Source organism: Chloroflexaceae bacterium, assembly GCA_025057155.1.
In the GTDB taxonomy this organism is placed as follows: domain Bacteria; phylum Chloroflexota; class Chloroflexia; order Chloroflexales; family Chloroflexaceae; genus JACAEO01.
The window spans coordinates 159,480-179,141 of record JANWYD010000002.1 but is presented as its reverse complement, the minus strand read 5'-3'; the positions used below and the strand labels follow the sequence as shown (position 1 = coordinate 179,141).

Sequence of the window (19,662 nt, the reverse complement as noted above, 5' to 3'; positions counted from 1 at the left end):
CGTGGATCCCCGCCTTCTTAGCGCCAGCGCTCGCGATTGACTTCATAGATCTCGCGCAAAATCGCCGGCACGTCGTACTCCAGGCGCCACTCGGGGTAGTGCGACTTAAACCGGCGCAAATCACTGATCCACCAGATATGGTCGCCGACCCGGTTCGTCTCCGAGTAACTCCAGCGCAAGGTCTTGCCGGTAATACGCTCGCAGATCTGGATGGCTTCAAGCATCGAGCAGTTACTCTCGCGTCCGCCGCCGATGTTATAGACCTCGGCAACCCTTGGCTGCCGGAAGAACGCATCAAAGGCTCGGATCAGGTCGGCGCTATGAATATTGTCGCGCACCTGCTTGCCTTTGTAACCAAAAACCGTGTAGGGCGTCCCGGTCATTGTGCAGCGCATCAGGTAGGCCAGGAAGCCATGAAGCTGGGCCCCGGCATGGTTGGGGCCGGTGAGACACCCGCCGCGAAAACAGGCGGTGCGCATCCCGAAATAGCGGCCGTACTCCTGCACGAGCACATCGGCGGCAACCTTCGAGGCGCCGAAGAGACTGTGCAGGCTCTGATCAATTGACATATCTTCGCTGATTCCACCGGCGTAGGGATGGGCGGGATCAATCTCCCAGCGCAGTTCCTGCTCCACCAGGGGCAAGCGGTTTGGCGCATCACCGTACACCTTGTTCGTCGAGGTGAAGATAAAGACCGCCTCAGGAGCGTAACGGCGAGTGGCTTCGAGGAGGTGAAGCGTCCCGGTAGCATTCACGGCGAAATCGGTAAGCGGCTCGCGAGCGGCCCAGTCGTGGCTAGGCTGGGCCGCGGCGTGGATCACCAGCGCGATTTGCCTCCCGTACCGCGCGAAGATCCGTTCAACCGCCTCCCGATCACGAATGTCAACATCGTAGTGGGTATACCCGCGCACCTCCCGCTGCAGACGTTGCTGGTTCCAGCGCGTCGAAGCCTCATTGCCGAAAAAGTAGCGCCGCATATCATTGTCGATCCCGGCGATCTCCAGACCTCGGGCCGCAAAGTACGCGACAGCCTCGGAGCCGATTAAACCGGCAGATCCCGTAATAATCGCAACGCTCACACTAGTCGCTCCTAACTTGACAACGTTCCCGGAACACGCGCCAGGTCTACCGCCCCTGTTCAGGAACGCGTAGAACCATTTTAAACGTTGTAGTCACCCCAAGCGCTCGGAGCATGGCTCGGGTAAGTGCAAAGCGAGCGCCAGCTTCACGTTCGTGCCGCACGATCTCAACCCCTCGCGCTCGAAGGCGCTCGACCAGCGCCCGATCATCGATCCCATGCTCAACGTGATACTCAGCGAGGTATCCCAGGTTCTCATCGGCCAGATCAGCCTGATCCTTGGATGAGACTTGTCCCAGGGTGCGCCGTAGACGACGGATGACAGCAGCTTTCACGTCAGTGGGTTGACAGAAGATCTTGAACCACACGTAGTCAAGCCAGGTAATCCAATGGACGTAGCGCGGAAGATGGGCCGATGGATCAAAGGTGGAAAAGATAACACCTCCGGGCTTGAGGCTACGGATCGCCAGATTCAGGACCCCATCAATGTCTTCGAGATGATGGAGCGCCGAAGAGAACACGATCAGATCAAACCTTCTGGGCGTGGCTTCCAGAAAGCCTGCAATTTCAGCGCAGACGACTCTAAAGGGCAAGTCCTCAGCGATGCAGCGATCCCGACAGATTTTGAGCATTTCGATTGAAATGTCGCAGGTGATCGTCGTAACGCCGCGACGCAGCAGTTTAATTGAAACGTTGCCCGATCCGCCGCATGCATCAAGAGCCTCAATGGTATGATATGGTTTCCCGATCAATCTGAGAACGTCATCAAGATCACGCTCAAGATGTTGTTGCAAAATCACATTTGTGGCGCAGGTTTCGGTTTGATCATAGAGATGCGCCGTCTTTGCATAATACTGCTGGTTTGCTCTGGCAATTTTTTGATATTGTGGGGAAGGATTCCAGGTGTTCATGGTTCATCCAGAAGAGTTGCAGCTATGCCGCACGTCGCATATAGGCCCGAACCTGTCAGTCACGGCGCCGCGTCCCCGCTGTAAGCAACTCGGTCGCAGATGTGGTTGCATCATCGAATCACCTTCTGCGCCATATTCCAGGCGTTTACCAGTGCCGCCTCGATATCGGCGCGGTACCTCTCCAGCGTAAACCGTTCCAGGTAGATGGCCCGACCGGCGGCGCCCATGCGCCGCATCTCCGCCGGGTTGTCCAACAGTTCCGCGACGGCGCCGGCGAGAGCGTGGGGATCGCACGGTGGCACCAGGAGCCCATTGACGCCGGGCCTGACCAGATCAACCACTCCCCGCCAGCGGGTAGCTACAACTGGCAACCCATACTGCATCGCCTCAAGAACGACCACGCCGAGGGTCTCAGCCTCGTAGAAGGTCGGGAAGCAAAAAATATCGGCGGCGCGGTAGACGGCATCTTTGGCCGGACCGGTGAGCACACCGCGGAGTCGCACATGTTCGCTCAGGCCAGAAGCGACAATAACCTCGCGCAACCGGGCCTCGAACCCGGGGGAGATAGGAGCGCCTGCCAGATCCGCGCTCACGTTGTAGCCTGCCCTTACTAATTGCCGAATGGCCTCAACCAGCACCAGCACTCCTTTCGATGGACGCAGCGCACCGATGAACAGCAGTCGTGCCGGCCGTCCCTCTAATGGCGGACGCAGCGGAGGACCCTCGGGTATCGCATCATTAATGCCACAGGGAATGACCGCTTCGGCGCGTGCACCAAGCGCCGCGCCATCATCGGGCGCCGCCGTTGAGTTGCGGATGGCCAGGTCGGGTTGCCGGTAGGCGACGCGAGCCAGCAGGCGGAGTGGAGCGGGCAAGTGGGGTAAAAAGGCGCCCAGACCGCCAGCGTGGAAATGAAAGACCGTGGCGGGAAACAGAGGGCGGGTCGGCAGCAGGATGCCGATATCGCGCATGATCGGGACGATGTGGGGGCCCGCCGGAGGGTAATAGAGCACCTGGGCGCCATACCGGACCCGGATATGCCAGATCCGCCCGACAACGAAGGGCAGATGAATAAGTTTGGACAATCTGAAGCGCCCCACCTCGTCCATCACCCGCGAGAACGTCAGCGGGACGTGGTGGAGTCGGATTGCGCGATAGCTTCCTTCCAGAAGGGCGGCTATCATCACTGCCTGCCCATGATAAGGTGGCGGAACTTGCCCGACGCAAACAACCTCGACGGGTCGCGAGGCGCTATTCAGGTTAAACTTCCGGTTGAGCATGCCTGTGTCGGATACGTTCATCTATGCTTTTCGCGCCAGCACGACGAAGCCGAGGGTATCGAAGTCGTCCAGGATCAGCGGATCCAACCCGGCGGCAATCATCTGAAGGATGGCGCACAACGCGACGACCGGCGGTCCGGCTAGCGGGCGCATGCGCATTCGGGCGGGATAGCCGTCGGCGCCATAGGCGCGATAGAGGAACGCGCAGAACAGGTACGTCACCACGGCGATCGGGCCGCCACGCCGCTCGATCCGCTCTATAAGGAACCCTTGCTCGGTCAAGAGATGGCGCAGGGCTACATCCGTATACCGATAGTAGTCATACGGCAATTCGTGGAGCGGTTCGTGCAGAGGAACGCTCAGGATCAAAACCCCGCCCGGAGCAAGCACGCGACGGATCTCCATCAGCATCCCTCGAGGGTCGGAAACGTGTTCCATCACCTCGGTGGCCAGCACCGTGTTGCACGATCCAGATTGCAGCGGGAGCCGAAGAGCGGTGCCCATGACATCTACAGCCGTATTGCTGTGCATTGACGTTGGCACGTCCACCCCGATATGGCGTGTAACATAGGGAGCGAAAAGGGCCGCATAGGGCCGGGATCCGCAGCCCACGTCGAGCAGCGTGCCATGCGCAGCAGGAGCAAGGCGCACCAACGCGCGGTACAGCGCACGATGGGCAATAGCGCGTGGATGGACAAATGAATAGCGCAATGTACGTGTTAAACCGGTGGTGAAGAGCCATTGTGAGCAAAGATTGACACTGGCAATCATGGCTTTCCCGTCTGGGCAAGGCCACCCTGGCCTACAACGCTGCGTTCGGGTCTCTGTGTACGCGCCGGATACTCTAATCCACGCTGACAGCGGGCCAGGTAGCTGTATCCAATGCGTAAGGTCAGCATAGCCGGCAGAATCGCCTGGGTAAGCTCCCAGTAGTTGTCCTGAAATCCAAGCAGCGCCACATAGAGCAACAAAATGGTCATTGCCAGGTGCAGGCGTGGAAATTCGGTCGAGCGCGCCTGGCGGAAGCACCCCAATGCTAGCAGGATCAACAGAATAACTGTCGTTAACCCTATCAATCCAAATTCGCCGTAAACTGTGAGCCAGCTATAGAAAGGAAAAAAGGTTGAGCCTGTTCGGGCGCTATCAATAAATGCTCTCCACTCACTCAAGATATAGCGCTCGGCGAGAGGATGAGCGTGATCTGGCAATGGCAACCTTCCGCCTTGCAAATACTGACCGCTGCGAATCAGACTGGCGCGACTGGAATATTGACCCGGTCCGAGGCCAATAAGTGGTTGCCATGGCACATGCTCAGGCAAGCGCACGAGGGTGTTGTACGTTGCACGTGTCTTTTCCGAAGGGGCATCAGGTCTGAACACGAATGTTAAACGAAGAAACTCTCTAGCGGAACGCACGTTAGCCGGCAGCAGCGTAACGGTCAGCCCCGTAGTGAGCAGCAGAATGCCGGCAAGAATAAGACACCCCGATGATCGCCCGCGCGACCAGCGTTTCGGAATAGCCAGAGGCGCCAGCAGCAGGACGCTTAGCAAGGCGGCGGTAGCGAAGAAGATCAGCGTATGCAGCACGGATGCCATCACCCACGCGGTTAGCCCGATTCCGAGCGCGACAAGGCGGGGCAACGAGAGACGCGCAGGTGAGAAGCCTACGAGGAAGATCAGCAAGGTAGAGAGCAGGATGGCGAACATCGCATTACTGGCAGCGGGCGGCGCCAGCACAAAGGGATCAATTGTTCCGCGCACAATATCGCCAACGCCCACGTCAAATGTTCGTGCGCGCGCGAAACCTGCCAACCCCTGCGCCATGCCAAGCAATGCCTCGATCCACACCACAACGACCACAACGACAACCAGACGCTGCAGCAACGCAGGCGTGGCGATGGTTCGCAGATCGTAGAGCAGCACCAGAAACGACGACGCGGTGACCAGGAAGAGCAGTGCATTGAACACATCGAAAGCTGGCGTTATCAGCGCATAGAATGCGCTGATGCCGGCGAAAGTCAGCAGAGCCATAATGTACTTGAGCAGATGATTGATCGGGCTTGCCTGCACATAAAAAATCAGCCCGGCAATCAAGATAAAAGGGGCCAGCATGGCCAGCGCTTTGAACGGAGAATAACAGATCGCCAACGTGAGAATAAACACGTGTACGAAACGACGTTCACGCTGGCTCAAGGGAGGGTTAGCGGGTGTTGCCATAACTCCGTCAATTCAATGAAACGTGGCCGGCGCCGGGTTGTGAGTTCACGGGAGCGTCGCCGCAAGCCCGGGTTCGGACGCCTGAGACCTCGAGTTATTACCATTTCTCCTTCCAGCAACACCCTCGAACCGATAAAACAGAGGCGCTCCATAGCATGCGCTACTGCGAGGATGGCGCAGGCAGGATCTCTACCTGCTCAATGTATGCATTACGGTCAAGACCTTGAACATTCGCGTCGTTTAAGAACCAGATATCAACTGTGGACAGGGGTGTTGTAAGCATGACTGGAAACTCCACCACAGATTGCGTATTATCACCCGCGACAAGCGACACCTGATGCAGTGGAAGGCCATTTGCGCCAAACGCCAGTTGGATCGGGGGGGGAACAGTATTCACAACCGTTACTCGAACCACATATGCGCCAGATCGCGCAACCTGTACCAGCAGCGTCGCCTGACCGTTGCCCCAGAAGACGCCCGTGGATCCGCCATAAGGGTGGTTCAACGGCGTGCCACTGACAAACGGCGGTTGCGAGAGCGCTTCGACCCGACGGAACGCTGCTCCCGGCACCGCAACGGGCGCTACACCTACCTGTGGCGCCTGCAGGTCGGGCAGTTCCGTTTGCGCCTCATGCAGCACCTCAAATGCCTGTGGGTCACGCGCAAGCGCCGCCGACACCAGGCGATGGAACACGATGTGCGAAGCCAGGGCGGCATCAGCATACGCCGCCACGTCAAACCAGCGCAGCGCCTGAGCATAATCGCCGCTGCGACGATACTCATCGCCAACGACCACGAAGCGATCAGGGGTATACCCAAGCGCCGCACTCAATTCCAGGGCATGATCTGGATGCCCGGTAAGAACATAGGCGCGCAGCAGGTCGGTCTGGATCAAGACGCTATCGGGTCTGAGACTCAAAGCCTTTTCAAGAACCGTGAGCGCTTCATCAACGCGTCCGTCGAGTTGATAGACCCGGGCCATATAGCGTAGCGGCAGGGGATCGTCAGGCAGTAAATCGGCCGCGCGCTGGAAATTGCTTAGCGATTCCGTCAGTATGGCGGCGTTTTGTCCGGCGGGATCCGTGGCCAGCAGCGCTGCGCCGCGCTGTATAAAAAACATGCCCGCCAGCCTGGGCGCCGCGGCATAGAGCGCCACCAACCCGACGAGCACGCAGACGCCAATCAGGAGGCATCCTGCACGATTCTCCCTGAATGAGGGGAGCATACGCGCTCGTGGCGACGTAGAGCGTGAAGAGAATGCACCCATGCGCAACCATAGGCGGCGTCACACAACCAGATGCCGTCGCAGGACCGTCCAGTTCTGCTCACCTGTGAGATGACGCGCCACCCCTTTGGTGAGAATGGCGAAAACATCGGGCAACGTCAACGGGTTACGCGCAACCGACCGAAAAGCATGCCGAAAGGCTTTGCGTAAATCCTTCTGCTTTGAAGTGGTATAGATGACGGATGCAAGCAAATCCACCTCACACTGAGCCTCAATTGAACTAACCTGACCCAGGCGCACTGCGCGAATGGCAACGCGTTCAAAATCTCTCAAAAACCCCAAGGTCTGGGAAACGGTTTTGGAAGTGTCGTGCAACCGGTACAGCGACAGATCATATGGCAAAAGCACCGCTTGATACATGCCCATTAATCGCAACCAGAGATCAAGGTCCATTGTATAATAAAGCGACTCATCAACACCGCCCACGTCCTTCACCGCTTTTTGCGGCAAAAACACCGATGGCTGCGGCATGCAATAGACGCCAGAGACTTTTGGTTTTCCTTTTGAATACCGGCCGAGATCTCTGCCCTCAGCGTCAATGTAGCGCGTGTAACCGTAGATGAGCGACGGTCCGTTGGCGCACCATGCATCGGCAACGCGGCGCAGCGCTCCGGGGGTCAGACAGTCATCAGAACAAAGCCAGTTGAAGATCTCACCCCGGCAGCGGGCCAGACCTTTATTGATCGCATGTGACTGGCCGCGATCCGGCTCGCTGATCCAGTGAAAGCGCGGATCGCCCTCAAAACTGCGCAGGACATTCAGGGTCTCATCGGTACTTCCCCCATCTATGACCCAGTACTCGATGTGCGGATAGTCCTGGCTTAGCACGCTCTCAATAGTGGCGCGAATAAAGCGTCCCTGATTATACGATGGGGTGACGATGCTAACGAGCGGTTCGCAACCCTGGTTGGTCATACTTCCCCCAAGGAACGTGGCTTGCCGGAGCGATTCACAAACTATGGAGCAGGTGAAGCCGCCAGTAGTTGCAAAGCGCGCACCATGGGTCCGATGCTGTTCGTCCGGTGGCACCGTCCATCAGCAACGTAAATATAGCGGCCCAGAAGCACATCCAGATACGTTTTCCACATCGAACGTTGAGGAATTCGGATGCTCGCTGGTGTTGCATCTTCATGGACATTCTGCTGCAAAATCTGAATATACATCTCGTATACTTTTAGCAACACATCAGACATCTGGAGTTGGTAGTATGAAAGGCGAGGATTATAGAGCCATGGACGAACCTGATTTAAGCCATGGAAATGATAAAAAAGCAGCGGCTGATCATCAACAAATATCTGCCTGCCCCTGACGGTCAGTTTATACCTGCTGACGTTCCACGGAGCGACATTGGCGCCTTTGTGTTGCAATACTCTGACGCCTGGAAACAACGCTGGCCAGTGATCAAGATACTTCTGGTCGGCAAACCGCCCCGGTTCGACCCGATCGTAGCACCATTCGATACAACGCTCGCGCCACCACTGCAGACATGCAAGACCCTGCTCATCACGACGAAACGTAATCCAGCCAACATTATAGATCCCATACATCTCAAGGTGGCGCAATGCCGCGGGCAATCGGTGCTCAATAATTCCAATCGAACCCGGCCCTAACTCATCAAACAGCGGGCCTGGATCGCTCAAGAAGAAGAGATCGGCGTCAAGATATGTGATAATGTTCTGCTCGGGAAAATGCCGAAAGATATACAGAGGCAAGGAGGGAGTGCATGTAAAATAGTACTCTGCTAATGAGCGTTCTGATTTTACCGCAACTAAGGCGGCGTCATCACGTTCAAAATCCTCTAACGCAATCAGGCATACATTCGCCAACTGGCGCCGCGCCAGATCTTCGTAGCATTCCTGGTCCATGCATAATATCCAGAGGCGAAAATCAGCGCAATGCCGTCGAAGCGACTCATGCAACGCCAATCCGCGGGCAAGATACCGCTGATCAAAATACGTACAGAACGCGTACATATCTTATACCGGCTTGCGAGCGACGAGTATATTATCAAGAGTATCACCCCGCGGCCCAAAGATCCGATCCAGCAGATAACCGGAAAGGAGCAGCGGAGCTGCGATTATTCTCACCGCGAGATACCCTGGTCTTTGAAAGTGTGTATAAGTATGCGCCAACGTATCAGCAAGCCGCTGAGCAAGCGTCGCCCAGAGACCACAGGTTGGAGAGATTTCAATCACCGCGAGACCGGCCTGGGCAGCCAGGTAGCCCAGGCCATACCTGGTGTAGCGGTAAAAATCATACGGCTCCAGATGCAAGCCCCAGGTTTGAGGAGTGGTCAGTATCAAGACGCCATCTGGACGAAGCACGCGCGCCACTTCGCGCATCAACTGAGCCGGTTCAGGAACGTGCTCAAGCACCTGATTGCAAAGAACGGTGTCAAAGGACTCACTGCAAAACGGCAAGAACTGACCATCGGCATAGATATCCGCACTTAGAACCGAAGGCATGTCAAGGCCAACATAAAGCTCAACATTTGAAAACAGCAATTTATAGGGCTTTGAACCACAACCGACGTCCAGCATCTTCCCGCGAGCATAATGCGCCCGCTCTGCTACGGATTGATAAAGCAGCTTCCTTGCGAGATGCAATGGATCAAACCATCCGATCAGCCATAATCCCCCCGGGAAGAAGCCAACAACCTTACGGACATAGTTTTAATATCACGCTTGTAGTTTTTTTCGGTCATAGTCGCCCGATCTCAGTGCAACCTGAAGCCTATTCGCCAAGACGAGAGCGCCACCCACGCGGCTGGTTCTCTGCTTCGTTGGTTGGTCGGAGCGCCACTAAAGGCAGAACAGGCCCCTGCTTGTTGAGGGGCGTCCCTTTCGAAACCCCCTGCACAGGAGAGCTAACGAAGCGCTGAGGGCCGGAAGAGAAAACCGCGATAATCGCCCTGTTCTGGGGCCTTGAAAACGTATGCAGATGGCTCGATGAGAAACTCGCGCATGAGTTCAGCGCCAAATGAACGCATGGTCGCAAGAAAGTCGGCGCGGTTGAAAAACCAGCCCTTATATTCAGTAGAATATCCGAACTGGTACGGTCGTTGCACCACGACAAATGAAGCCGATCGCTGCACGACTGGCAAGCGGGTGATGTAGAGATACCCTTCAGTCGCCTGTAAGAGCCGTTGCGCCAGGCTCCGCCAGTCTTCTGCATATTGCAGCGAGCCGCTCACTAACACCAGATCATATTTGCGCTGAAAACAAGCTGCTTCATCTTCATAAAAATGGGCGTCAGGCAGGACTTCTCGCCCTCCCTGACAGAGTAATGGAACTTCTTTACAATGATAGTCTATGGTCACTGAAGGCAGCAACTCACGGCTTATCACTCCGTAGTGACCGATCCCACCGCCCCAATCAAGGATTGACACCGTATCGCGATGATGAGCGGTCAATGCCAACACATAGGCGTAGGTCATATAGGTGTTATGGGTGATATAACTGGCAGCAGAGGACACGGCGCCCTCATTGGCAATCCCTAACACTCCGGGCGCCTGGATCATGCGGACGAATTCTGGCCAGCGCGCTTTCTGCGCGGCAAGAACGCTGGCGACGTTCCACCCCGTGATCTTCGGATCGTGATGCGACCACCCTTCAGGGAGGTACTCCCAGGGGGGAGACACAAACTGCATCTTCAGACGCTTCAATCCTTGTACGACAATCGGAGGCACAAACTGCTGTGCCAGGCGCTGGATGCTCATACTACCGACCTCAAAACTGGAACCAGGATATGATCCGCTTTAGCGGGTGGTACTGCGCGGCTATCGCTCTGCGCCAGAGCTTAGCTACGGCAGGGTGCTCGACCGGCGCCGGCCACTGCTGTGGCATCGGCGCACTGGCTGGCAGCGGCGGATTCACCCAGATAGAGCCGTGCTTCGCATTTGTGGCCTGAGCGTCGAAGCCGATGTGCTCGACGAGACTGCGCGGCGGGCGCAGGCACAGCGCACCACGCAGGAGATGCAGGTACAGCCATCGCACCGCCCAGATATTCCGATGTTGCTCCTCGTATGCCATCTTCGGCAGATCATTACCGTAGCGCGCTATATCGATCCCTTGCGCCTGACATGCGTACATAAGCTCCAGCGCAGTACGGTCCATCCCTTGCCAGGCGCGCGCCCAGGTTCCCCACACCCAACATTCGCCGCGGCCATCAAAATAGGGATTGTCGCCGACATCGGGAGGGGTCACCCGCGGATGCGTCCATCCGGCCACGCTCATCACTTGCTCAGCGTCCTGATAGTGACGCAGCGCTGCACACAGATAGGCATAGGTTCCCGGCACGGCGATCAGATCGTCCTCGAAGACAATAACGGCAGAATGGCGTCGAAGCACCTCACTAACTCCGGTGCGAATGGATACGCCCAGTCCCAGATTTTCACTCCGCTCAACCAGCACCAGTTCACACCAGTCGATTGAGCGTAGAATCCTGCGGACCTCGGCAACCGCGGGCTCGTGCTCAACCCGGCGCGCTCCGTCACTGAATGCATACAGTAGCGGGACTTGTTCGGCCCGGAGACATTCCAGCGTTCGCCGTAAGTGCTCGGGACGATTATAGGCGAATAGCACTACAGGGATGCAATCAGTCATCCGTTGGCTCCGTGCTCAAGGCGGATTCGCCCAAACGGAAAGATGAGCGCACGAGTAACCATATTTCCTGTCTTAAATAACGGACCGTAAATATAGCAAAATCCATGCGCTGCAAACCAGTATGAGACACAGGTCGCAATCGCTGCGCCGATGCCTCCATATGAAGGGATTAGCATGTAATTGAGAACAATGTTGATAATACATCCAAAGAAGACCGAAAGCGTGTGCAGGTGCGCCCAGTTTTTGGCCATTAAGAATGAACTGCGGGCAACTCCAAGATTGGTAAAAAGACCAGACCAGATTAAAATATTGAGCATCGGGCCGGCGGCTTGATATTCCTCTCCAAAAAGCGCCACAATGAACCAGGATCCCATCAGGATGGTGGTGATAATTGCCGCGTATCCAAGCAGAGCCATCACGTTATACAATCGCTGCAAGCGTTGATAAAAGATCTCCGCTTCGCTCACCGCTGAAACAATGCTCGGATAGGTGGAAGATGCAACGATCATCGGGATAAAGTACCAGACCTCCAACAAACGCATCGCCACAGAGTATATGCCAACCTCTTTTTCACCAAACAACTCTGCAAGCATAACTTGATCAATGCGCATATAAATCATGACGAACAGGCCAGACAAGATCAAGGGCCAACTGTCACGTAATAAATGGATGGCTTGCTCGATGCTCGCAATCCAGTCAGTCAACCTTTTTCCAGTGATGAGATACGCCGCTATCAGGCCCACACTCACCAGTAGCAATTCGAGCGACATCGCCCAGGCAAAGGCCATCAGCGATGCACCGAGGTATATCATAGCCATCTTTGCGAAAACCATGAGGAAGAAGGCGCTGCTGCGGGCAACGACCGAGTAAGAAGCTTGTATCTGCGACTGGAACCATAAATCAATAACATCAAATGCCTGAAATAAAAAACCCAGCGCCATAATGCCCACCAGCCAGTACATCACTTGTTGCTCGGGGCGAATGAATGCGAGCGCAGTCAGGCATAACACTCCTGCAACGAGACCGCCTAGCAGTTTCAACACGCATGTCGTGCCTAGCAATACATCTCTCGCCTCAGGCTTTCGAGATAGCTCACGAACAACAATCGTATCGAGACCTAACGAAGCAAAGGCGCTAAACAAAGCAACGAATGCAGTCGCATAGTTTAACAAGCCAAACTGCCCGGGACCAAGATACCGTGCAAGATATGACAGCACAGCAACACTGGCGCTTATTCGTAGGATCTTTTCAATCAGAAGCCAGCCGATGTTTTTGAGGATCCGCTGGAGAAGGGGGTGTCCTTTCAATCTGGACACAATAAAGGCGGGCAAAACATTCCAAACATTATGCATAATGACGACCGGGTGTCTATTGTTATTATGTTATTAGACGGCTTTGGGAGCGGAAAGCTTTTATCTGACTTGATCGGCACAGTATTAGCAATCCGGAACGCGCAACGAAGTGTAGGAGCGAAACCTTAATTTGTCAAATGCCTCGCCGGCTACTGGCGCGGCAAAAGGCCGGTGGCGCCGGTTCTTTCAGGCCGACGGCGTAACTGAAGGGTGACGCTGGCGAGCGAGGCGAACGCGACTGCTTCGTATACTTTATCGCCAGCGCCTTCGCAGTGGGGATAACGGAGCGGCTGGGTGAGAACGAGCAGGCAGGGCGGAGACACGAAGCCCGTAGGTCCGCCCGTCGCCGTCCACAGCGGGATCTGCTCGACCACATGCGGTCGTCCGTGTTAGAGACGATCGCTGCACAGTGCGTCAATGCGATCTCGAACCCTTGGCATGGTTGGCGACTGCACTGACGACAGCGCCCCACCAGGACACCGAGCTGGCGGTTGCAGAGATTAATCTGATCGCGTTATGCTGGCGGGAAGGAAAAAAGACGCCAACATTGCCTGGCTGCAACCTGCGATGACGCCACGTGCTGGACCGGTGAACGCCGCTTCGCCTGGTTGGGGATCAATCCACTACTACATAGGTTGCCCCCGTCTGCGCCTCGACCCGGACCTTTGCATCTTCCACAGGGCAACTGATTGGACCGCCATCGCGGTTGGTGCAGCGAACGGAGCCGTTTGCCGGTAGAGGAATATTCACCACTTGCGGCTGGTCGCTCCACAGCACCACGATGTGGGTGGCATCACGCCGCAGAACATAGCCTTCAACGCTATCCGGCACCCCCGCCAGAGGCCCAAGGTAGCGCGCTCCGGTCAGGGTGCGGCTGGCGTGCCGGTAGGCGAAGTAGCCAGGCCGGGGCACGAGCACGTCGCCCGGCTCGATCAGCGCGGTATTGTGGTATGAGTCGCTGTCGTAAATGTACCAGATCTCGGCCGTCAGCCCGTCGCGTAGCGAACGGGTGAAAACCCGTGACAGGTAGTCGGCCTGCGCCCAGCGGCACTCCGGGGTGATCTCGCCCGGGCAGAGCAATGCGCCCTCGGTGCGGATCAGGGGCTTCGCCGGAGCCCCGTAGCGCGCCAGCAATCCTCGGAGATAGGCCAGGCGCCAGTCTACCCGTGATCCCAGTTCGGGCTGCCCTGGAATGCGCCAGAAAGTATAGGCGTGAAACGAAAGCGTGTCAAATGCCCGCCCCGCCCCGGCCACAAGCATGCCCTCGAAGAAGCGGCCCATCGCGCTGGCCGGGTCCTCGGGGCGATAGGGCCGGTCGAGGAGCAACCCGCCGTTCAGCACGATTGCATCGGGGTTGGCGGCCTTGATGGCAGGATACACGATCTTAAGCATCTCGCCGTAGGCCCGCCCGCCGTAGTAAGGATCGTCCGGTATTCCCCAGCAGCCAAAGACCGAGTCATCCTGAAACACCGGGGCGTCGGGTTCGTTGCCGATCTCCCAGTAGCGCACGTTGTAGGGCGGCTGGCTGTAGCGCCGCACGACTTCGGCCATGAAGCGGGCAAAGTCCTGGTAGCGTTGCGGATTGATCGGCGCGCAATCGACGCTGTACGGGGCCGTGGCCCAGCGGGGGCTGGCGCGGACAACGACAATCAGGTTGATCCCGAGCTGGCTGGCGGTGACCATATCCTGCTCGATGATCCTGGTGGTTGAGTGATCCCAGATGTACCCCCCGCCGGGCCGCGGCTCGATGTGCTTCCATTCCAGGCCGTTCCGGCGTACCCAGGCCGTGCCCGATACGCTCATCAGTCGCAGGCCGCGTTCAGTGGTAAGCTGAGACATTTCAATGCCAAAGACATGCGGGACCACATCGTGGGACTGTCGGAGCAGCGGCAGGTAGATCCGCGCCGGGTCTTGCGCGCGTAAGGGGATGGTGGCAAACAACCAGAGGACCAGGATGGCTGCGATGAGCAAGAAACGGGGATGATCGGGCATAGGTCTGGCTCACAAGGATGGGGCCGTAGTCCTCACCCTCCCCCGCCTCGCTACGCTCGGCGGGGGAGGGTGAGGGTCGGCAATCCACTGCCGGTTGGAGAAACCCGGGTTCACCGTTCACATATGAAGATGAAGAATAAAATCCGGTATAGCCCGCGCAGGCGGGCGTCGCATCGGTAGCCCGCGGCTTCAGCCGCCGGGCTATAGGGGGAATACTGGTGTATACTCTTAATCTTCACATGAGGCCCACGGCCCGCTGGCGCTCGTACCAGGCAATGGTGCGACGCAGGCCTTCCTCAAACGGGGTATGGGCCACGAAGCCAAAGCGTTCTCTGGCCCGGGTCGTATCGAGTTTGCGCCGGGGCTGGCCGTTGGGTTTGCTGGTGTCCCAGACGATCCGCCCGTTGAAGCCGGTCAGCCGGGCAATCAGTTCGGTCAACTCGCGGATGCTTATCTCGTAGGCGCTGCCGAGATTCACCGGGTCGCTGCTGTTGTAGCGTTCCGCCGCCAGCAGAATGCCTTCAGCGGCATCCTCAACGTAGAGAAATTCACGGGTGGGCGAGCCATCGCCCCAGGCGACGATCTCATCGGCGCCGCTTTCGCGGGCCTCGATACATTTGCGGATGAGTGCCGGGATCACGTGGGAGGTGTGCAGATCGAAGTTGTCGCGGGGGCCGTAGAGATTGACCGGCAGGAGGAAGATAGAGTTGAAGCCATATTGCTCCCGGTAACTCTGGCTCTGCACCAGCAGCATCTTCTTGGCCATGCCGTAGGGCGCGTTGGTCTCTTCGGGATAGCCATTCCACAGATCCTCCTCCTTGAAGGGGATGGGGGTGAGCTTGGGATAAGCGCACACGGTGCCAATAGCCACAAACTTGCCGACCCCGGCCCGCCAGCTCTCGTGGAGCAACTGCACCCCCATCATCAGGTTGTCGTAGAAGAATTCGGCCGGGTGCTCCCGATTGGCGCCGATGCCGCCAACGCGGGCCGCCAGGTGGATGACGAGATCGGGACGGGCATCGGCCAGCAACTGGCGAATGGCCTCGCGCTCGCGCAGATCATACTCGCGTGAGCGCGGCGCCACGATTGCAGCAGGCTCCAGCTCGCGCAGCCGCTCGACGACGAAGCTGCCAAGGAAACCTGCGCCACCGGTCACCACTACGCGCCGTTCGGCCCAGAAGGGGCGCCGGTCGGGCCATACAGTGCTGTCTGTCATATGCGTTCCTTCTCTGTACATCCAGCAGGTTCGGGAGGGTGCGGGAAGAGCAGAACTTCCCAGACCTTTCCACGTGGCAGGGTGTGGAGAATCCAGGGTTCCCATACCCTGCCAACCGAGAGTTTGCTTCGAAGCTCAACGAGCGCAGCCGGCGTGCGGCGATCCGGGTTCCCATACTCTGCCAACCGAGGGTTTGATTCGGAGGGCGCAGTCCTCTGGACCTTATCTCACCAGGCAAGACGCGGGGAAACTCGGTTTCCTGGGCGCCCCTGGGGTATGCGTATTTCAACCATTACCGGCTCGAAGCCGATGACCAGTTTCTCACCGGGCGAACGGGCCACCCCCGCCGGCGTATAGCGCGCGCGGGCGCCTTCGGGCATCGGCAGCTCACGGGTCGAGCCATCGTTGGTCCAGGCGATGTCATAGAGCAGATTCCCTTTGCGGAAGCGATGGATTTCGAGGGCGCCATCGCGTGTGACTCCGGCATAGGCGGCGCCGCCGAGGGTCCGCTGGAGAAACGAAAGGGTGGTATAGGCTGGCCGTGGTTGCTGGTTGGCGTCGAGCAGGCCGCTCTCCTGCCAGCCCGGTCCTTCCAGCGTGTACCAGAGCACCCCGTACAGCCCGAGCTGATGAGCGCGGACAAAGAGCCGCGCAGCGTAGTTGGCCTTGGCCTCCTCGAAACCCTGCAGCGCGCAGTTGGGATCGTTGCGGTAACAGAGAAAGGCGCCCTCGTTCATAAGTAGGGGCTTATCTATCCCATACCGCTGCATGGTCTCCCGCAGGAACGCGGCCTTGCCCAGGAGAATACCGCCGCGATGGCTCCATTTTGGAAAGATCAGATCCCAGTCTTGAGTCACTGGCCCCCAGTAGGCATAACTATGATAGGCCAGGATGTCGAAGGCGGTCCCGCCGCCGTTGGCCAGGACGCCCTCGATGAAGCGCCCCGCTGTGCAGGGTTGCGGCCCGCCGGGGTCGCAGTCGAGCAACAGTCCGCCGATGACCACCCGGGCTTCCGGGTTGGCGGCCTTGACGGCAGGGTAAACAGCTTTAAGCATGTCGGCGTAGGCCGCGCCACCGTAGAGCGGGTCGTTCTGGTCGCCCCAGCATCCGAAGCCGGCGTCGCCGGAGAGGAGTTGATAGGCGGCGTCGGGTTCATTGCCGAACTCCCAGTAGCGCACGTTGTAGGGCGGGCCGCTGTACCGCCGCACTGCCTCGCTAACGAAACTGGCAAACGCTTCCAGGGCGTCGCCGCGAATGGGGCCGCAGGCTTTGCCCTGCACCGCCTGCGCCCAGGGCGGGGCGCCACGGATAATAACCATCGGCATGCCACCCGCGGCGCTGATGGTCGCAAGTTCGGCTTCCAGGCCGGCGAGGGCCTGCCAGTTCCGCTCGCCCCGCCGGGGTTCGATCTGGTCCCACTGGAGCATGTCGAAGCGCACCAGCCTGCCGCCGATGCCGGCCAGCGCGCCGATGGAGGCGCCGACAGCGCCCCGGCTGATCTGGACGCCGAAGATCGGCCCCGCCGGAGCAGCCGGCGTCATCACTTGCGCTCGTGTCTCGTTGCCGAGCAGACCGAGCAGCACCCGCGATGGTTGCGGCTGTTCGGGATGCCACTCAAAACGGGCGCGCTCGAACCACTGGGTAAGCACCGGTTCGCCATTCGGGCCAGGCTCGGGGTTGGCCCTGGTCAACGGCAGGCCAAAGAGGGCCAGGGACTGCTGGTAGGGGCGCAGCCCGCGAATACGCAGCCCGTTGCGCTCCCAGTAGCTCTTGAAGCCCGCATCTGGCGCCTGGTCGCAGACATTGTGGCCAGTCTCGGCGAACCAGAGGCAGCCAGGTCGCGGGCCGGCCTCGCGGGCTTCGGCGCGCCAGTCGCGGCCCAGTTGCGCCAGGCGCTCAACCCCGATGCGACCCAGTTGCACCCGGTAGGCCGGTGGGTTCTGGGGATGATACTCAAGCCGGGTGCGTTCCAGCCACTGGGTGGTGATAACGGTCCCGTCTTCAAGGGTGCGCTGCTCGGCCGGGCCGATCGGGTAGCCGAACACCGGCAACCCGCCATTGGTCTGCCAGAAGGCGGCGAAGAGCGGGTGAATACAATCTTCGATGCCGGGGACGTCGGGAAAACAGATCGGCGCTGCAGGCTGAGGCGTGGATTGCGTACCGACGAGCGTGGCGGAAGCGAGCAGCGCCGGTATAGTTAACAAGGGAAGGAGGAGAAACCGCAGGGGCATAATGTATCTCCTACGACGATGCTGCGCGCATAGTATATCGTATTTTTTTTCGTTACGCTCCGTCATCGGGGCGACAGGCGTCCCAAAGAAGGAAGGGAACCCGGGTTTGTCCCCGCCCCGGTCCCGGGCGCGGGCGGCGACCCAACACCGGTTGGGAGGACCCGTGGCATCCCACGCCCTGTCCGGTGGGCCAAACGCGCGGCCCCTACGCATCCTGAAAATCGTTATCCTCCAGGCGCGGATCCTCGGCATCGATCAGTTCTAGATCGAGCAGGTTATCGCGGAAGGTGTTGGCGCGCAGGGTATGGTTGCGGGGCCTGGGGCAGCGCGGGGTGAGCGGCGGCAGCGGGCGCACGCCGTGGTCCTGGTCGGCGGCGATGCGCACGGCGACGCGATTGCCGCTGAAGCGGTTGGCTTCGATCAGCCAGTCGCGGCTGGTGTCGTTCTCGGGGTGAGCGCGGGCAAAGTCGGCGACGAACCGCGACCAGAGCAGGATGCCGTGGGTGTTCCAGGCCAGGTCGTTGTCGCGCACGATGAAGCCGAGGCCATTTTCCACCGCCACCCCTGCCCGGCGATTGTGGTGAATCTGGTTCTCCTCCAGCAGGTTGTCGCGGGAAAAGCCCAGCCAGAAGCCGTAGTTGCAGCCATCGGCGCGGTTGCGCCGGAAGATGTTGCCCCGGCTGAAGGTGGCCTCGAAGGCGATGTTTGGACTGTACGAGCCGTCATTCTCTTCAAAGAGGTTGTCATTGCAGGGCGCCGGTATCCAGTCGGGGCGCAGGCCGGCCAGGAAGAAGCCATCGCCGCCCATGCGGGCCTTGTTGCGCCGGAAGCGGTTGCGGCAGGAGCCGTGGACGATCAGAAAGCCTGCGGCGTCGGCGCCCAGGTGCCCCTGGCCAGAACCGCGCGGATGGTAGCGGCAGCAGAAGTCGGCATAGTTGCCTTCGATCAGGCTATCGCTGGTGGCGAAGAAGTGGAAGCCGAAGCCGCTACAGTGGTTGGCGATGTTGTCGCGCACGGTCAGCCGCAGGCAATCATAGCAGAGCAGGCCGTTCTGCTGGTGTTGCAGGTCGCATGCGCTGATCAGGGCCTCGCGCACTCCGGTAAGCATCACCCCGGCGCCGTAGGCCCGCGCGGCGGGACGCCAGATGTCGAGGAAGAGGGTGTTAGGCGGTTCTTCGACGCTGGCGCGAGACGAGCAGTTGACGACGGTCAGTCCGGCGCAGTGTTCGGCATAGATGCCGTGGTAGTAGGCAAGGAGGCGCAGGTTCTTAATCCGCACCCCATCGCGCCCGGCGATAGTGAGGCCTCGCCCGCCGCCCGCGCCGACCAGCAAGGCGCCATTGCCGTCGAGGGTCACCCCCGGGGCGGCGATGGTCAGGCCGCGGGGCAGATGATAGACGCCGGGGGCCAGGACGGTGTCGGCGATGATACACATGCCATCGGTAGGGATTAACATGGATTTCGTTTCATCGGCCAGGAGGGTGCCGTAGCGACGGC

General features: G+C 58.9%; 16 protein-coding genes. All 16 read right to left on the bottom strand.

Translation table 11 applies throughout. The features are described from left to right. Window positions 1-17 precede the first annotated feature (17 nt). Window positions 18-1,079 (bottom strand): NAD-dependent epimerase/dehydratase family protein, encoded by a 1,062-nt coding sequence (locus NZU74_02025; protein ID MCS6880087.1) that lies wholly within the window; start codon window positions 1,077-1,079, stop codon window positions 18-20. Window positions 1,080-1,125: 46 nt separating this feature from the next. Then, a complete protein-coding gene (locus NZU74_02020; GenBank protein ID MCS6880086.1) occupies window positions 1,126-1,989 on the bottom strand; it encodes a class I SAM-dependent methyltransferase in 864 nt (287 codons plus the stop codon). A 110-nt stretch (window positions 1,990-2,099) separates the two neighbouring features. Further along, window positions 2,100-3,173, bottom strand: coding sequence for a glycosyltransferase family 4 protein (locus NZU74_02015; protein ID MCS6880085.1), 1,074 nt, complete (start codon window positions 3,171-3,173; stop codon window positions 2,100-2,102). A 117-nt stretch (window positions 3,174-3,290) separates the two neighbouring features. Beyond that, on the bottom strand, window positions 3,291-4,040 hold the full coding sequence (locus tag NZU74_02010) for a methyltransferase domain-containing protein (protein ID MCS6880084.1): 750 nt from the start codon (window positions 4,038-4,040) through the stop codon (window positions 3,291-3,293). Continuing rightward, complete coding sequence (locus NZU74_02005) at window positions 4,037-5,485, bottom strand: hypothetical protein (GenBank protein ID MCS6880083.1); 1,449 nt, start codon at window positions 5,483-5,485, stop codon at window positions 4,037-4,039. The genes NZU74_02010 and NZU74_02005 overlap by 4 nt, the downstream gene beginning before the upstream one ends. 160 nt (window positions 5,486-5,645) lie before the next feature. Further along, complete coding sequence (locus NZU74_02000) at window positions 5,646-6,710, bottom strand: tetratricopeptide repeat protein (protein MCS6880082.1); 1,065 nt, start codon at window positions 6,708-6,710, stop codon at window positions 5,646-5,648. Window positions 6,711-6,770: 60 nt separating this feature from the next. After that, a complete protein-coding gene (locus NZU74_01995; GenBank protein ID MCS6880081.1) occupies window positions 6,771-7,685 on the bottom strand; it encodes a glycosyltransferase in 915 nt (304 codons plus the stop codon). A gap of 41 nt (window positions 7,686-7,726) precedes the next feature. Next, window positions 7,727-8,635: a hypothetical protein gene (locus NZU74_01990; GenBank protein MCS6880080.1), complete on the bottom strand. Its 909-nt coding sequence runs from the start codon at window positions 8,633-8,635 to the stop codon at window positions 7,727-7,729. A 111-nt stretch (window positions 8,636-8,746) separates the two neighbouring features. After that, complete coding sequence (locus tag NZU74_01985) at window positions 8,747-9,376, bottom strand: class I SAM-dependent methyltransferase (protein ID MCS6880079.1); 630 nt, start codon at window positions 9,374-9,376, stop codon at window positions 8,747-8,749. A 260-nt stretch (window positions 9,377-9,636) separates the two neighbouring features. Further along, complete coding sequence (locus NZU74_01980) at window positions 9,637-10,488, bottom strand: methyltransferase, TIGR04325 family (GenBank protein ID MCS6880078.1); 852 nt, start codon at window positions 10,486-10,488, stop codon at window positions 9,637-9,639. Window positions 10,489-10,498: 10 nt separating this feature from the next. Continuing rightward, window positions 10,499-11,374, bottom strand: a complete 876-nt coding sequence (locus tag NZU74_01975; protein ID MCS6880077.1) for a hypothetical protein — start codon at window positions 11,372-11,374, stop codon at window positions 10,499-10,501. Next, window positions 11,371-12,726 (bottom strand): flippase, encoded by a 1,356-nt coding sequence (locus NZU74_01970; GenBank protein ID MCS6880076.1) that lies wholly within the window; start codon window positions 12,724-12,726, stop codon window positions 11,371-11,373. The genes NZU74_01975 and NZU74_01970 overlap by 4 nt, the downstream gene beginning before the upstream one ends. A 615-nt stretch (window positions 12,727-13,341) precedes the next feature. Beyond that, a complete protein-coding gene (locus NZU74_01965; protein MCS6880075.1) occupies window positions 13,342-14,718 on the bottom strand; it encodes a hypothetical protein in 1,377 nt (458 codons plus the stop codon). Window positions 14,719-14,953: 235 nt separating this feature from the next. Next, the gene (locus NZU74_01960) at window positions 14,954-15,934 is read right to left on the bottom strand and encodes a GDP-L-fucose synthase (protein ID MCS6880074.1); all 981 of its coding nucleotides are present in this window, start codon (window positions 15,932-15,934) and stop codon (window positions 14,954-14,956) included. A gap of 227 nt (window positions 15,935-16,161) precedes the next feature. Then, window positions 16,162-18,165 (bottom strand): hypothetical protein, encoded by a 2,004-nt coding sequence (locus tag NZU74_01955; protein MCS6880073.1) that lies wholly within the window; start codon window positions 18,163-18,165, stop codon window positions 16,162-16,164. 205 nt (window positions 18,166-18,370) lie between these two features. Continuing rightward, complete coding sequence (locus NZU74_01950; GenBank protein ID MCS6880072.1) at window positions 18,371-19,621, bottom strand: right-handed parallel beta-helix repeat-containing protein; 1,251 nt, start codon at window positions 19,619-19,621, stop codon at window positions 18,371-18,373. Between the last annotated feature and the right edge of the window lie 41 nt (window positions 19,622-19,662).